The following is a 14,273-nucleotide window of genomic DNA, read 5'->3' as shown; positions in this document are numbered from 1 at the left end:
CTCGATGCGCGAGGGGTCGCTGGTGGATGGCCCTCGCAACTCCGGAGGGACGGCCTTGTGACGTCGGATCCCCGCCCCTTCAGCGGCTCGCCCCCGGAAGACTGCCCGGAGCCCACATGGCGTCACGGGGACCGCAGCGCGGCTCTCGCACGCTACGGTGTCCTCGGCACGCCGCGGGAGGCGACATTCGACCGCATCGCCTCGCTCGCCGCCACGCTGCTCGACGCGCCGATCGCCGTCGTGAACTTCGTCGGCAGCGACCGCCAGTGGCTCAAGGCGGAGATCGGCATCGGCGTGCAGGACGTTCCGCTCGACGTCTCGATCTGCCGGCACGCCATACTGGAGCCGGGCATCATGGTCGTCCCGGACCTCGGCGCCGATCCCCGCTTCGCCGGAAACCCGCTCGTCGCGGCCGCGGGCGGGCTCCGCTTCTACGCGGGCGCGTTGCTCGAGACGCCGGACGGGCTGCCGATCGGCGCGGTCGCGGTTCTCGATCGCCGGCCACGCCCGGAAGGGATCAGCGATCACCAGCGGGACACCCTGCGCGGACTCGCCGAGCAGGTCATGGCCCAGCTCGAGGCGCGGCGCGCGGCCGCGGTCGCGACAGAGCAGGCGAAGCTGCTGGAGATGATCGCGAAGGGCCGGCCGCTGGAGGAATGCCTGACCGAGGTCACGGCCGCGATCGGCCGCCTCCTGCCCGGCACGAAGGCCTGTGTGCTGGTCCCAGACGAGGCCGGCCGGGTCTTCGCCCGGACCTTCTCAGCCGAGGTGCCGCTTGCCTTCCGGGAGAAGATCCATGGCGCCGAGATTGGCGAGTTCGCGATCGGCACCTGCGGCGTCGTGGTCTGGGCGGGCAAGCCCGTTTCCTGCCCGGACATCTCCAGCGAGGGTCCCTGGGCGCAGGTCTGGCGCGACCTCTGCCTCGCACAGGGCTTCCGCTCCGTCCATTCCGAGCCGGCGATCGGCACCGACGGGACGACGCTCGCCTCCCTCGCGCTCTACTTCACGGACGCCCGCGCGCTGACCTCCGTCGAGCGGGAGGGCGCGGTCTTCGGGGCGCGCATCGTCGCCGCGGCGCTGGAACGCGACCGCGCCGCGCGCGCGATCGCGGAGAGCGAGGAACGCTATCGCCTGGTCGTCGAGAGCGCGCGGGACTTCGCGATCATCACCCTGGATCTCGGCGGCGTCATCACGGGCTGGAACAGCGGCGCGGGGCGGATGCTCGGCTACGCGGAAACCGAGGCGATCGGTCTGCCCGGCGCCATGCTCTTCACCGCAGACGACCGCGAGACCGGCCAACCCGAGGCGGAGCTGCGGCTGGCGCGCACGGAAGGGCGGGCGGAGACCGAACGGTGGCTGCGCCGCAGCGACGGCTCGCTCTTCTGGGGCTCCGCAGTCGTCACGCGGCTGGCGAATGGCCATGCGCGGGGCTACGTGATGATCCTGCAGGACCGCTCGCGCGAGCGCGAAGCCGCGGCGCGGCTACGGGCCAGCGCGGCGCGCCAGGCGTTCCGGGCCGATCTGGCCGAGCGCCTGCGCGCGGCGGACGGCACCTCGGCGATCCTGCAGGCCGCGTGCAAGGCGCTGGGCACGCATCTCGGCGCGAGCGTCGTCAGCTACGCAGAACTGGACGAGGCCACGCAGTGCCTGGTGGTCGAGGACGAGTGGGTGGCGCCGGGCGCGATCGGCGCACACAGGCTGCGGCTCGAGCATCGCGGCCCGGACATCGATGCCGGCCTCCGCGCGGGCCGCACGGCGGTGGTCGGCGACACCCTCGCGGCCACCCGCACCGCTGGCGGGCAGCCGGTTCAGGCGGCGCTGCGCTGCCGGGCCTTCCTCGAGGCGCCGATCCTGCGCGGCGGGCGGTTCGCCGGGATCATCTCCGTCGTGTCGGAGACCCCGCGCGACTGGACGGCAGCCGAGATCGCTCTGGTCGAGGAGGTCGCGGACCGCACGCGTGCTGCGCTCGACCGCGCCCGTGCAGGGTTGGAGCTCCAGGACAGCGAGACCCGGCTTCGCCTGGCGACCGAAGCCTCGGAAGTCGGCCTCTGGGACGTGGACACGGTGAACGACGTCCTGATCTGGCCGGCGCGCGTGAAGGCGATGTTCGGAATCTCCGCCGACGCGCCAGTCTCGATGGCGGATTTCCACGCAGGCCTGCACCCGGACGACCGCGACGCCACGATCGCGTCCTACACCGCCGCGGCCGACCCGGCCCGCCGCCGCCTGTACGACGTCGAGTACCGCACGATCGGCAAGGAGGACGGGATCGTACGCTGGGTGGCCGCGAAGGGACGCGGCGTGTTCGACGAGACCGGGCGTTGCGTCCGGATGATCGGCACCGCCATCGACGTTACCGCGCGCAAGGCGGTCGAGGCCGACCTCGCGCGCAGCCGCGCCGAGCTGCAGCGGTTGAACGAGGGCCTCGAGGCCCGCGTGCGCGAGGAGATCGCCGCCCGGCAGGCGGCACAGGCCCAGCTTGCCCATGCCCAGCGGATGGAGGCACTCGGGCAGCTCGCCGGCGGCATCGCCCACGACATCAACAACGTGCTCCAGGCCGTGAGCGGCGGCGCCGCGCTGATCGAGAAGCGGCCGGCCGACCCGGCCGCGGTGCGGCGGCTCGCGCGAATGGTCGGCGAAGCGGCGGAGCGCGGCTCCGCGGTGACCCGACGCCTCCTTGCCTTCTCGCGGCGGGGCGACCTGCGGGCCGAGACGGTCGACCCGGTCACCCTCCTCGCCGACATGCGCGACATCCTGGTCCACGCCCTCGGTGCGGGGATCGGCGTGCGCGTCGACGCCCCGGCCGAGTTGCCGCAGATGCTCGCCGACAAGGGGCAGCTCGAGACGGTGCTCGTCAACCTGGCTGCGAATGCGCGGGACGCGATGGACGGCAAGGGCAGCATCGTGCTCGACGCCTCGTTGGAGCAGGCGCCGCGGAGCGTCCTGCCGGCCCGGATGCCGCCCCTGAAGCCGGGTGCCTATGTCCGCCTGGTCGTCGCCGACAGCGGCCCTGGCATGTCCCCTGACGTGCTGGAGCGAGCCACCGAGCCGTTCTTCACCACGAAGCCGAGCGGTCGGGGCACGGGCCTCGGCCTCGCGATGGCGCGCGGCTTCGCGGAACAGAGCGGCGGCGCGCTGCTCGTCGAGAGCGAGGTCGGGCGGGGAACGCGCGTATCCCTGTGGTTCCCGGTCGCGGAGCTCGCCCCGGCGAGCGACCGCGCAGGGGCGCCGCGCGAACTCGACGCGGATCGGACTCACCGGATCCTGCTGGTGGATGACGAGACGCTCGTGCGGGAGATCACCGCCGAGGGACTGGAGCGGGCAGGCTTTTGCGTGCTCGCCGCCGACGGCAGCGCCGCCGCCGTCGAGCTGCTCGAGCAGGGTGAGGCGGTGGATGCTCTCGTCTCCGACCTTTCGATGCCGGGGATGGATGGAGTGACCCTCATCCGCGAGGCGCAGCGGCGGCGACCGGGGCTGCCTGCGATCCTGCTCACGGGGTTCGCGACGAACGCGGCGGAACTCGCCATCGGCGGCGCGGTCACCGGCACCTTCTCGCTGCTCCGAAAGCCGATCACGGCGGCCGCGCTGGCGGAGCGCGTGTCCGTGATGCTCGCAGGCGCCGAAGCTGGCCCGCGTTAGCCGCGCCGCGAGGCGTCGCATCCGACTGCTCGCCGCGTCACCTCACCGAGAGGTTGATTGCAGCCATGCGACGAGATGGCCAGAACAGCTGAGGGGAGTGTTTGGGGGAGACGCGTGAACAGCCTCGCCGTGCGACCACGCGACATTGCCAGCACGGGACGGGTCAGGCCCGGCGACACCCAGCGCCGGACGCGCGCGCTTCTCGCCCTCGCGATCGTGGTGCCTGGTCTCGCGCTGGCCGTATCCGCCTGGCATGCCTGGAACGCTGCCTTCCGGAGCGCCGAGTCCGAGGTCGCGCGCTCTGCCGAGGCCGCCGCACAATTCGCGCTGCGGCTGCTGGAGGCGCAATCCCTTCGCATCGACCGCGTGAACGACCTGCTGGCGGGATTGTCGGACGACGAGATCACGCTCCGCCAGCGCGAGCTTCACGAAGGGCTTCGCCGTATCGCCTCGGAGCGCCAGCCGGCCGACATGGAGGCGTTCTATCTCTTCGTCTACGACCGGGACGCTCGCCCGCTCGTGACCAGCAACCTCTACCCGGCACCGCCGCCCGGCCCGGTGCTGGCGGCGCGCGAGTTCAACCAGGCCCTCCGTCCGGACGAGCGGCCCTGGGCCCACATCAGTCCTGTCTACGTCGGACGCGACACCGGGCGTGCCTTCTTCGCGGTCACGCGGCGACGCGAAGGCAGCGGCAACGGCCTGCCGCCCGGCGCCTATGACGGGGTCATCAACGCGTCGATGTTCCTCGATCGGGTGAACCCGACCCTTGCGGCCCTCGCGACCGATCCCTCCGACGTCATCTCCCTGGTGCGCAGCGACGGCAGGCTGCTCGCCCGCTCGGCCGAACTCGCCAGCGTGCCGCCTGACGCGGCCACCCTGGGTGCCGGCAGTCCGATGACAGCGGCCATGGCGCGAGGCGAAGAGCGAGCGACGATCAGCAGACGGTCGAGCGTCGACGGCGTCGAGCGTGTGGCAGCCCTCCGGCGTGTCGGCGTGGATTGGCCCGTCTACGCCGTGGCCGCCCGCGCACGCTCGGCGATCGTGTCGGGGTGGCGGAAAGCCATGGCGCCACAGGCGGCGCTGGCGATGGCGGCAACCCTGCTGCTCCTGGGTCTCTCCCACGCCGTGCTCCGCCGCGAGCGCAGGCTCGCGGATGCGAACCTGGACCTGGAGCGTCGCGTGGCGGAGCGGACACAGGCCTTGGCCGCGAGCGAGGCCAAGCTGCGCCGGGCGCAGGACGCCGCCGGCGCCGTGGCCTTCGAAGTCAGCGCCGTCGGGCTGGCGACCGATGTGCCCGATGTCTTTCGCGCTCTCTACGCCATCCCGCCGGGACGGTCGGTCGACTATGCGGCCGTGCTCGCGCGCGTGCATCCCGACGATCGTGCGCGCTTCGAGGCGGACCACCGGCAGCTTGCACGGAGCGGCGGTCGGTTCCGGAGCGAGTTCCGGGTCGTGCTGCCCGACGGCTCGGTCCGCTGGCTGCTGACGAGCGGCGAGGCCGAGCCTGGGCCGCCGGGCGCCGCCCTCCCCAGCCGTATCGTCGGCGTGAACATCGACGTCACGGCGCGCAAGGCCGTCGAGGACGCCTTGCTCGAAAGCGAGCATTTCCTCCAGCTCGCGCAGCAGGCCGCCGGGGTGGCGGCCTGGTCCTGGACCGTCGGGACCGACCGCGTGACCTGGTCGCGGAGCATGTTCGAGCTTCTGGGGCTCGATCCGGACACCGATACCAAGGCGATGACCTATGACGGCTTCATGGCGATGGTCGTCGCGGAAGATCGAGACTCGCTCACGCGCGGGCTCGAGGCATGCAGCCGCGACGGCTCGGCCTCCGTCGAGTTCCGCATCAATCGTCGCACGCCCTGCGGTGGGCATGAGGAGCGCTGGCTGCTCTGCCGTGCGAGCGTCCGCGACCAGGGTGCCGGCTCGCGCGTCATGTTCGGTATCGACATCGACATCACGGAACGGCGCCGCGCCGAGGAGCGGCAGGAGCTCCTGCTTCGCGAGGTGGACCACAGGGCGAAGAACGCTCTGGCCGTCGTGAAGGCGGCGCTGCGGCTGACGCCGAAGGAGGATGCGAGGTCGTTCAGCGACGCGATCGAAGGTCGCATCGACGCGCTTGCACGCGCGCAGTCCCTGCTGGCCGAGACCCGCTGGGGCGGCACCGATCTGCGCAAGCTGCTCGAAGGTTCACTGGCGCCGTTCCTGATCGATGGGACGGATGGCCCTCGCGCCCTGCTCGACGGCCCAGAGGTGAAGCTCTCGGGGTCAGCGACGCAGTCCCTGTCGATGGCCATCCATGAGCTCGCCACCAACGCCACGAAATACGGCGCGCTGTCCTGCCCGTCCGGGCAGTTGGCGGTGACGTGGCACGTTGCGGGGGGCGAACTGCGTCTGCTCTGGCGCGAGAGCGGCGGACCCAGGATCGAGGCTGCGCCCGGCAAGCGCGGCTTCGGCTCTCGGGTCGTGGACAGCACGATCCGCAATCAACTGGGCGGGCGCGCAAAGTGGCAGTGGGACGCCGACGGCCTGGCCGTCCATCTGTTGGTGCCCGTCGGCCGCGTCCTCACGCGGGAGCCGGCGACGGGGCTCTAGGCCGGGCAGCTACCCCGATCCACCTGCACTGCCGATCGGCATGCGCGCGATCAGGGCACGTCCACATCGACCAGCGGGCCGTAGAACTGACAGCCCAGCGTATCCCAGTCGCCGGGGCTGCCACTCGGGCGCTCGCGGTAGATGGTGAACTTGATCGCGTTGGCGAGATCGAACTGCACATGGTCCGAGATGCGCTCCGGCGGGATGCGATAGATCCGCGCCACGGCCTCGCGGCCCAGCACGCCGCTCTCGACCACGCGGCGATAGGCCTCGCGCGTCGGGAAGATGACGTCGAAGGTCACCTGGTTCACGCCCGCATTCTTGCTGCGGATCGTCTTCGCGAGCTCGTGCAGCCTCGGCATCAGACGCCAGCCTCCGCGACGTGGGTGGGGAAGAGCTCCATCGGATCGCGCAGCGTCATCGTGTGATTGACGTTCCAGACGAAGCCAGGGGAGGAGCGCATGGTCTGCTTGGTGCAGGCCGCGAGCCCGCTCGATCCCTTGCTGTCCGGGATCCGCGCCAGGAAGAACATGCGGGTGGCGAAGTCCACCAGCTTGTGGGCCACCGTGTCGGTCTGCGCGAGGCCCTCGATCACGATGCAGACCTCGTGCGGCACCGCGTCCCGTCGCGGCTCCAGGTCCTTGAGCACGCCGTCGCGGCCGAAGACGTGGTAGTGCAGTTCGTACTCCACGCCGCGGAAGGTGCGGGCGGAGGCGCTGCGCGACCACTCGATCGCGGCATCCAGGTGACGGATCACCTGCGGGTCGCGGATGGCGGCGATGCCCATGTAGCGCTCGCCGACCTTCCGCGCGCCCTCGAGCTTCACGGTGAGCGGATCGTCGGGAATGAAGCGGGCGCCGGAGATGCGGGTGGAGCGGCCGTCCACCTCCTCGTACCGGCACTCCCGCATGTCCAGCACGCCGCCCAGCATATGCTCGAAGAAGGGCGTCTCCCGTTCGTACATGGAATGGCCGGCCGCGGAGGCGACCGTCACACGCTGGCCGGGGTGGAAGGGCGTGACGAGGATATCCTCGTCGGAGATCGTGCCGATGATCGCCTCCTTGCCCATGAAGGGCTCGGCGACGAGCGAGGCGCATTCAATCATCTTGCCCATGTGATAGGCGAGCGCGGCCGGGTAGCCGGCGCGGATGCAGGGCGCGGCGGTGAAGCAGACATCGCCGCAACGCCCACCGACGATCACGTCGCAGCCGTCGTCGAGCAGCTTGATGAAAGGTTCGACGCCAGCCACCGCGACGATCCGCGTGGCGGCGAGCGCTTCCTCCGCCGTCAGGTCCGGAAAGCCGCCGAGGCCAGGAAGACGTTCCCCACCCGCGATGCGCGCGGCGACGGCAGCGCCCGGCACTTCCGAATGGAACCAGCCGATGCGGAACTTCGGGATGCGGTGGCGCTCGGCGATCTCACGCAGCTGGCGCACCGTCTCGTCCACGCCGTGATTGCTGCCGGAATCGCCCGCGCTGCCGATGATCAGCGGGATGCCCCTCTTGCGTGACTCGACCAGGAACAGCTCCAGCTCGTCCTCCACGAACTGGCCGAGCACGCTGTTGTTGCCGAGGTAGACCGGGCCGGGGTCCGAGCTGCCGCCGTCGGCGACCAGGTAGTCCGGCATCGTGTCGATCGCCGCCCGGAAGCTCTCCGGCCCGGACGGTGCGGTGCCGAGATGGCCGGTGGAGATCATGATGCGCATCTCGCGGCGTCTGGCCGCCATGGTGCTGGTTCCTTCCCTCACGACGGCACGAAGTAGGCCTCTTCCTCCGCCACCGCCTCGAAGGCGGCAAGCGCAGCGAGCGTCGCCTCGCGGTCGATCGCCGCGACTTCCTCGATCAGCGCGTTCAACAGCACCAGCGGCGCGGCATGGAAGGCGACGAAGCTGGCGGATTCGGCCGGGGCGTGCAGCGCGACGTCGCCTTTCAGCGGCGCGAAGGGGCTGTCGGTCAGGGTGATGCGGCGCACCCCGCGGCGGCCGGCCAGCTCCAGCAGTCCGACCATGGCCCGCAGGTAGCGCGGAAAGCCGATGGCGACGACGACATCGCGCGCATCCATCCGGCCGATGCGATCCAGCGCCTCGGTGTCCGCGCCCAGCGAGCGGGCGACGTCGAGGCCAAGCTTGTCGAGAGCGAACCAGAGGTGGAAAGCGAGCGGCGCCGCGCCGCGCACGCCCACCACCAGCACGCGGCGCGCGGCCCGCAGCGCCTTCGCCGCCTCGGCCAGTGCTTGGCCGTCCGCCGCGTCGCGCAGCTGGCGCAGGTTGTCGGCCTCCGCCTCGAGCAGCCGCTCGAGCGGGCTGGCCGCGCCGGGGCGTCGCTCCGTCATCAGGTGGAAGCGCTCGGTACCCTTCAGGTCGGCGCGCACGAGCCGGCGCACCTCCTTCTGCAGCGCGGGGTAGCCGGCGAAACCGAGCGCGACGGCGAAGCGCACCACTGTCGCCTCGCTGACCCGCGCGGCGCGCGCCGTCTCCGCAACGGTCGCGAACGCCACCGCCTGGTAGTTGGCGAGCAGGTACCGGGCGAGCCTGGTCTGGCTCGGCGAGAGGTTCGCCGCGCGCGGTTCCAGCAGCCGCATCAGGGGCAGTGCGCCCGACATGAAATCCCTGTGCTGGTGATGAAAAATCTGTTTCATAAGCTTGGTTGGGAGAAAACCTCGTGTCAACATCGCCCTGCGCGCCAGGCCGCGCCGACAAGAAAGGGAGGTTGGACGGATGAGCATCTCGCGCCGCGAAGCCCTGCTGGGCACGCTCGCCACGCCCTTCGTCGCGCGCGGCGCCCTGGCGCAGCGCGCGGCCCGCGAGGTGCGCGTCGGCTTCACCCAGGATGCGCTGACCCTCGATCCCGCGAATCACCGTAACCGCGAGACGCAGACCGTCATCCGCAACATCCACGACGGGTTGATGGCGCGCACGCCGGACATGGCGATCGTGCCCGAGATCGCCGAGAGCTTCCGCACCATCGACGCGGCCACCTACGAGATGACCATCCGCCAGGGCATCCGCTTCCATTCGGGCGACATGCTGACGGTGGAGGATGTGAAGTTCACGCTGGACCGGCTCACGCGCCCCAACGCGATGGGCGGCGCCACCAGCCCCCGCCGCGACCTGCTGGGCCCGCTGGAGGAGACGACGATCGTCGATGCCCGCACCGTGCGGCTGCGCCTCTCTCAGCCCTGGGCGCCGATGCTCGGCATCATCCCGGCGCAGGAGGTGGTGAACCGCCGCCATGTCGAGCGCGTCGGCCAGGAAGGCATGCAGACCCGCCCCGATGGCTGCGGCCCCTTCCGGCTGGTGGAGTGGCGCCGCGGCGAGGCGGTCATCATGGAACGCTTCGCCGAGTATTACGGCGGCGCGCCGGAGATCCCACCCGCCGGGCCCGCGCAGGTGGATCGCGTGATCTTCCGCGTGCTGCCGGAGAATGCCTCCCGCGTCGCGGCCCTGCTGGCGGGCGAGGTTGACATCATCAACGATCTGCCGCCCTCGGCCATGCGGCAGGTGGAGGCCAGCCGCAACGCGCAGGTCATGCGGGTCAACGGCACGCGCACCTTCTTCGTGGCGATGAACGTCGCCAAGCCGCCCTTCAACGACGTGCGCGTGCGCCGCGCGCTGAACCACGCGCTGGACAAGGCGCCGATCATTGCCCGCGTCCTGGCCGGCACGGCGACGTCGCTGCGCGGCGTGATGAGCCCCGACAGCTTCGCCTTCAACCCCGACCTGCCCGAATACCGCTTCGACCTGGAGCGTGCCCGCGCGCTGCTGGCCGAAGCCGGCGTGGCCCAGGGGACCGAACTGGTGATCGACACCACCGGCGCGACGCGCGAGATCGCCGAGGCGATCGCCGCCCTGCTGTCGCGCACGGGGCTGCGCGTGCGGACCCAGATGTGGGAAGGCGCGGTGATCGGCCCGATGTGGCAGAATCCGGAACGTCGCCGCGAGCGGGACATGTATCTCACCTCCTGGGGCAACGCCTCGCTCGACCCGTCGGACATCATGCTGCCGACGCTGCGAACCGGCGGACGCGGCAACCACTCCGGCTACTCCAATCCCGAGGTGGACCGGCTGCTCGACACGGCGGAGGTGGAGCCGAACCAGGACCGCCGGCGCGACATGTACCGCCAGGCGCAGCGCATCGTCAGCGAGGAAGCGCCCTGGATCTTCCTCTGGCTGCCGCAGGACCTCTACGGCGTGTCGCGCCGCATCGAGGGTTGGCGCCCGCAGGCGGACAGCCGCATCAACCTGCATCGGGTGCGGATCGCCGGGTGAGTGCGGCGAGGCTCGTCGAACGGCTGATCCAGCTTCCGCTGGTGCTGTTCGGCGTCAGCGTCGTCGTCTTCCTGATGATGACGCTGACGCCGGGCGACCCGGTGGAGATCATGCTGGCCGACCAGCGCGCCACCGAGGAGCAAGCGCAGGCGCTGCGGCGCGATCTCGGCCTCGACCGGCCGCTGCCGGAGCGCTACCTGATCTTCGTCGGCAATGCGCTGACCGGCGATTTCGGCGTCTCCTTCTTCCATCGGCGCCCGGTCTTCGACGTGATCAGCGAGCGCCTGCCGGCCACGATCGAGCTCACGCTGGTGGCGCTGCTGATCGCGGTCGCGGTTGCCGTACCGCTCGGCGTCGCCGCGGCGGTCAAGCGCGATTCCTGGCTCGACCGCGCGCTGACCGCGGCGGCGCTGTTCGGCGTGTCCCTGCCCGGCTTCTGGTTCGGCATCCTGCTGATCCTGCTCTTCGCGGTGCAGCTTGGCTGGTTTCCCGTTGGTGGCCGCATCCCCTTCGATGCGGAGGTGCCCTGGGTCAGCGGCTTCCTGCTGGTGGACACGCTGCTGGCAGGGCGGCCGGACGCCTTCCTGCGCGCCCTCTCGCATCTCGCCCTGCCGGCCATCACCCTGGGGCTGCCGGCGGCGGCGCTGCTCGCCCGCGTCATCCGCAGTTCGATGTCGGAGGTGCTGGCGGCCGACTACGTGCTGTTCGCGGAAGCCAAGGGCCTGCCCAGGCGTCGGGTCCTGTTCCTGCACGCGCTGAAGAACGCGCTGATCCCCGCAGTCACCGTGCTCGCGATCGAGGCTGGGTCGCTGCTCGGCGGCTCCATGATCGTGGAGACGGTGTTCGGCTGGCCCGGCCTCGGCCGTGTGGTGGTGGAGGGCATCTTCGCGCGCAACTACCCGCTGGTGCAGGCGGCGGTGCTCCTCTACGCGGTCATCTACGTCACGCTGAATTTCGGCGCCGACCTGCTCTACGCGGCGCTCAACCCGAAGGTGCGGCTGTGAGCGCCAGCCTCGCCGACGCCGCGCCGCTTTCGCCCACCGCGCTGGCGCTGCGCCGCTTCCTGCGAAACGGCACGGCGCTCGTGGCGGCGGCGGTGGTGGTGCTGGCGGCGCTGCTGGCCGTCTTCGCGCCCTGGATCGCGCCGCAGGACCCGACGGATGCCGACCTGTTCCGCCGACTGTGTGCCCCGGCCTGGGCCGCGGCAGACACCGCGGCCGGCTACTGGCTCGGCTGCGACAGCCTCGGGCGCGACATCCTCTCGCGTCTCATCCATGGCGCGCGCGTCTCGCTCTCGGTCGCCGCGATGGTGGTGTGCATCGCCGCCGTGATCGGCACGCTGGCGGGGCTGGCGGCGGGCTATTTCGGCGGCTGGGTGGACGCGCTCATCTCGCGCCTCGTGGATACGCTGCTCGGCTTCCCCTACCTGGTCTTCGCCATCGGGCTGATGGCGATGATGGGGCCGGGGCTCCACAACATCGTCCTCGCCCTGGTCCTCAAGGAGTGGATCTTCACCTGCCGCGTTGTGCGCGGCGAGACGCTGGCCGCGCGCGAGCAGGACTACGTCGAGGCGGCGCGCGCGCTGGGCTGCTCGCCCGGCCACATCATGCTGCGGGAGATCCTGCCCAACGTGCTGTCGCCCGTGCTGGTCGTCGCCACCTTCCGCATGGCCTATGTGATCATCATGGAGGCCTCGCTCTCCTTCCTCGGCCTCGGCGTGCAGCCGCCGACGCCGAGCTGGGGGTCGATGGTCTCGGACGGGCGGGAGTTCCTGGTCGACGCCTGGTGGGTCTCGACCCTGCCGGGCCTCTGCATCCTGGCGCTGGTGCTGTCGATCAACCTGGCCAGCCAGGGCCTGCGGGACGCCTTCGACCCCAGGCTCCACCAGTCCTCCTGATGTCGGCGCCGCTGCTCTCCGTCCGTGGCTTGCGCACCGTCTTCCCGACGCGGCGCGGGCCGCTGGCCGCCGCCGACGGCGTCGATTTCGACATCGCCGCCGGCGAGGCGCTGGGCGTGGTGGGAGAGAGCGGAAGCGGCAAGTCCGTCACCTTCCTCTCGGTGCTCGGGCTGATCCGCCCGCCAGGGCGGGTCGAGGCCGGCGAGATCCTGTTCGGCGGGCGCGACCTGCGACGCATGCCCGCTCCGGAGCTCCGAGCGCTGCGCGGGCGCATGCTGGCGCTGGCGATGCAGGATGCGCTCTCGGCGCTCAACCCGTCGCTGACCATCGGCACGCAGATCGTCGAGACGCTGCGCGCCCACGGCATCCCCGGCGATCCGCGGGCGGAGGCGGTGCGGCTGCTCGGCCGCGTCGGGATCCCGGACGCGGCGCGGCGCCTCGGCGACTATCCGCACCAGTTCTCCGGCGGCATGCGCCAGCGGGCCATGATCGCCATCTCGCTCGCCGCCCGACCGAGATTGCTCGTGGCGGACGAGCCGACCACCGCGCTCGACGTCACGATCCGTGCCCAGGTTCTCTACCTGCTCGACGAGCTGCGCGTCGAGGACGGCCTCGCGGTGGCGATGATCACCCACGATCTTGCCGTCGTCGCGGAACGCTGCGAACGGGTGATGGTGATGTATGCCGGCCAGGTGGCGGAGACCGGACCGACCGCCGAGGTCATCGCCCGCCCGCGCCATCCCTACACGCGCGGCCTGATGGAAAGCCTGCCGCGCCTCGACCAGCCGGACCGGCCGCTGCATCCCATCCCCGGCCAGGTGCCCGACCTCGCCGCGGTCGATGCGGGCTGCCGCTTCCGCAACCGCTGCGCGCTGGCGGTCGCGGCCTGCGCTGCGCCGGTCCCGCTGCGCGACGTCGGCGCCGAGCGCCTCTCCCGCTGCATCCGCGCGGAGGAGGTCTCGTGACCGCCCTTCTGGAGGCGCGCGGCGTCACGCGTCACTTCACCCTCGCGCATGGCTTGGGCGAGCGCATCCTGCGCCGGCCGCGGCGGGTGCTGCGCGCGGTGGAGGGCGTGGACCTCTCGATCGCGCGCGGTGAGACGCTGGGGCTGATCGGCGAGAGCGGCTGCGGCAAGTCCACCCTCGGCCGCCTGCTGCTGCGGTTGCAGGACCCGACCGCCGGCAGCATCGCCTTCGACGGGCAGGACATCTCCGCCGCGCCGGAGCCCGCGCTGCGGCCGCTGCGCCGGCGCATGCAGATCATCTTCCAGGACCCCTATGCCTCGCTCAATCCGCGCCGCACCGTGCGCGAGATCGTGGGGCTGCCGCTGACGCTGCATGCCGGGCTGCGCGGCGCCGCGGCCGAGGCGCGCGTCGCGGCGATGCTCGATCGCGTCGGACTCGCGCGGGCACATCTCGACCGCTACCCGCACCAGTTCTCCGGCGGCCAGCGGCAGCGCATCGGCATCGCCCGCGCGCTGATCCTGAAGCCCGACTTCGTGGTCTGCGATGAGCCGGTGAGCGCGCTGGATGTGAGCGTGCAGGCGCAGGTGCTCTCGCTGCTGCGGGAGTTGCGCGACGAGATGGGGCTCACCCTGCTCTTCATCTCACACGATCTTGCGGTGGTGGCGCACCTCGCCCGCCGGATCGCCGTGATGTATCTCGGCCGCATCGTCGAGGAAGGCCTGCGGGAGGCGGTGATCTCCCGCCCCGCGCACCCCTACACGCGGGCGCTGCTAGCGGCGGTGCCGCGGCTCGACGCGGTGGGGCCGGGCCGGCGCACCGTGGCGGGCGAGTTGCCCTCACCGCTCGCGCCGCCGCCTGGCTGCGCCTTCCATCCGCGCTGCCCGCTCGCCGGCCCGCGCTGCCGCGTGGAGGC

The 14,273-nt window shown here is 71.6% G+C and carries 11 protein-coding genes; 7 read left to right on the top strand and 4 right to left on the bottom strand.

The features are described from left to right. Nucleotides 1-57: 57 nt before the first annotated feature. Nucleotides 58-3,639 carry a PAS domain S-box protein gene (locus L2I40_RS02955; protein WP_237213369.1) on the top strand — a complete coding sequence of 1,194 codons (3,582 nt, stop codon included), beginning with the start codon at nt 58-60 and terminating at the stop codon, nt 3,637-3,639. 42 nt (nt 3,640-3,681) lie between these two features. Here L2I40_RS02955 and L2I40_RS02950 read toward each other — a convergent pair whose 3' ends face one another. Next, nucleotides 3,682-4,068: a hypothetical protein gene (locus tag L2I40_RS02950; RefSeq protein WP_237213368.1), complete on the bottom strand. Its 387-nt coding sequence runs from the start codon at nt 4,066-4,068 to the stop codon at nt 3,682-3,684. A gap of 129 nt (nt 4,069-4,197) precedes the next feature. On the opposite strand from L2I40_RS02950, the gene L2I40_RS02945 reads away from it, so the two are divergent. Next, nucleotides 4,198-6,231 (top strand): HWE histidine kinase domain-containing protein, encoded by a 2,034-nt coding sequence (locus L2I40_RS02945; protein WP_237213367.1) that lies wholly within the window; start codon nt 4,198-4,200, stop codon nt 6,229-6,231. Between the two features lie 50 nt (nt 6,232-6,281). Here L2I40_RS02945 and L2I40_RS02940 read toward each other — a convergent pair whose 3' ends face one another. Genes L2I40_RS02940 through L2I40_RS02930 form a run of 3 tightly spaced genes read right to left on the bottom strand, consistent with a single transcriptional unit; the run spans nt 6,282 to nt 8,832 of the window. Next, complete coding sequence (locus L2I40_RS02940; RefSeq protein ID WP_237213366.1) at nt 6,282-6,593, bottom strand: DUF4387 domain-containing protein; 312 nt, start codon at nt 6,591-6,593, stop codon at nt 6,282-6,284. Beyond that, on the bottom strand, nt 6,593-7,957 hold the full coding sequence (locus L2I40_RS02935; RefSeq protein WP_237213365.1) for an acyclic terpene utilization AtuA family protein: 1,365 nt from the start codon (nt 7,955-7,957) through the stop codon (nt 6,593-6,595). The genes L2I40_RS02940 and L2I40_RS02935 overlap by 1 nt, the downstream gene beginning before the upstream one ends. 17 nt (nt 7,958-7,974) lie before the next feature. After that, entirely contained in the window at nt 7,975-8,832 is an 858-nt protein-coding gene (locus L2I40_RS02930) for a MurR/RpiR family transcriptional regulator (protein WP_237213364.1), read from the bottom strand. A 115-nt stretch (nt 8,833-8,947) separates the two neighbouring features. Between L2I40_RS02930 and L2I40_RS02925 the strand changes: the two genes are divergently transcribed. From L2I40_RS02925 to L2I40_RS02905, 5 genes are all read left to right on the top strand, one after another. After that, a complete protein-coding gene (locus tag L2I40_RS02925) occupies nt 8,948-10,498 on the top strand; it encodes an ABC transporter substrate-binding protein (RefSeq protein ID WP_237213363.1) in 1,551 nt (516 codons plus the stop codon). Continuing rightward, nucleotides 10,495-11,502 carry an ABC transporter permease gene (locus L2I40_RS02920; RefSeq protein WP_237213362.1) on the top strand — a complete coding sequence of 336 codons (1,008 nt, stop codon included), beginning with the start codon at nt 10,495-10,497 and terminating at the stop codon, nt 11,500-11,502. Before L2I40_RS02925 ends, L2I40_RS02920 begins: the two co-directional genes overlap by 4 nt. Further along, nucleotides 11,499-12,395 (top strand): ABC transporter permease, encoded by an 897-nt coding sequence (locus tag L2I40_RS02915; RefSeq protein ID WP_237213361.1) that lies wholly within the window; start codon nt 11,499-11,501, stop codon nt 12,393-12,395. The genes L2I40_RS02920 and L2I40_RS02915 overlap by 4 nt, the downstream gene beginning before the upstream one ends. Continuing rightward, on the top strand, nt 12,395-13,360 hold the full coding sequence (locus L2I40_RS02910; protein ID WP_237213360.1) for an ABC transporter ATP-binding protein: 966 nt from the start codon (nt 12,395-12,397) through the stop codon (nt 13,358-13,360). Before L2I40_RS02915 ends, L2I40_RS02910 begins: the two co-directional genes overlap by 1 nt. Continuing rightward, nucleotides 13,357-14,273: ABC transporter ATP-binding protein (locus L2I40_RS02905; RefSeq protein WP_237213359.1), on the top strand; the 917-nt coding region annotated here is incomplete at its 3' end. The genes L2I40_RS02910 and L2I40_RS02905, both read left to right, overlap by 4 nt.

This window comes from Falsiroseomonas oryziterrae (genome assembly GCF_021864505.1).
GTDB lineage: Bacteria > Pseudomonadota > Alphaproteobacteria > Acetobacterales > Acetobacteraceae > Falsiroseomonas > Falsiroseomonas oryziterrae.
The sequence above is the reverse complement of the archived record's forward strand: the minus strand, read 5'-3'. Positions and strand labels throughout refer to the sequence as shown.

Coding starts and splice junctions, on each gene's coding strand:
- L2I40_RS02940 (WP_237213366.1), bottom strand. CDS start 6,593: ATGCCGAGGCTGCACGAGCTCGCGAAGACGATCCGCAGCAAGAATGCG.
- L2I40_RS02935 (WP_237213365.1), bottom strand. CDS start 7,957: ATGGCGGCCAGACGCCGCGAGATGCGCATCATGATCTCCACCGGCCAT.
- L2I40_RS02930 (WP_237213364.1), bottom strand. CDS start 8,832: ATGTCGGGCGCACTGCCCCTGATGCGGCTGCTGGAACCGCGCGCGGCG.
- L2I40_RS02925 (WP_237213363.1), top strand. CDS start 8,948: ATGAGCATCTCGCGCCGCGAAGCCCTGCTGGGCACGCTCGCCACGCCC.
- L2I40_RS02910 (WP_237213360.1), top strand. CDS start 12,395: ATGTCGGCGCCGCTGCTCTCCGTCCGTGGCTTGCGCACCGTCTTCCCG.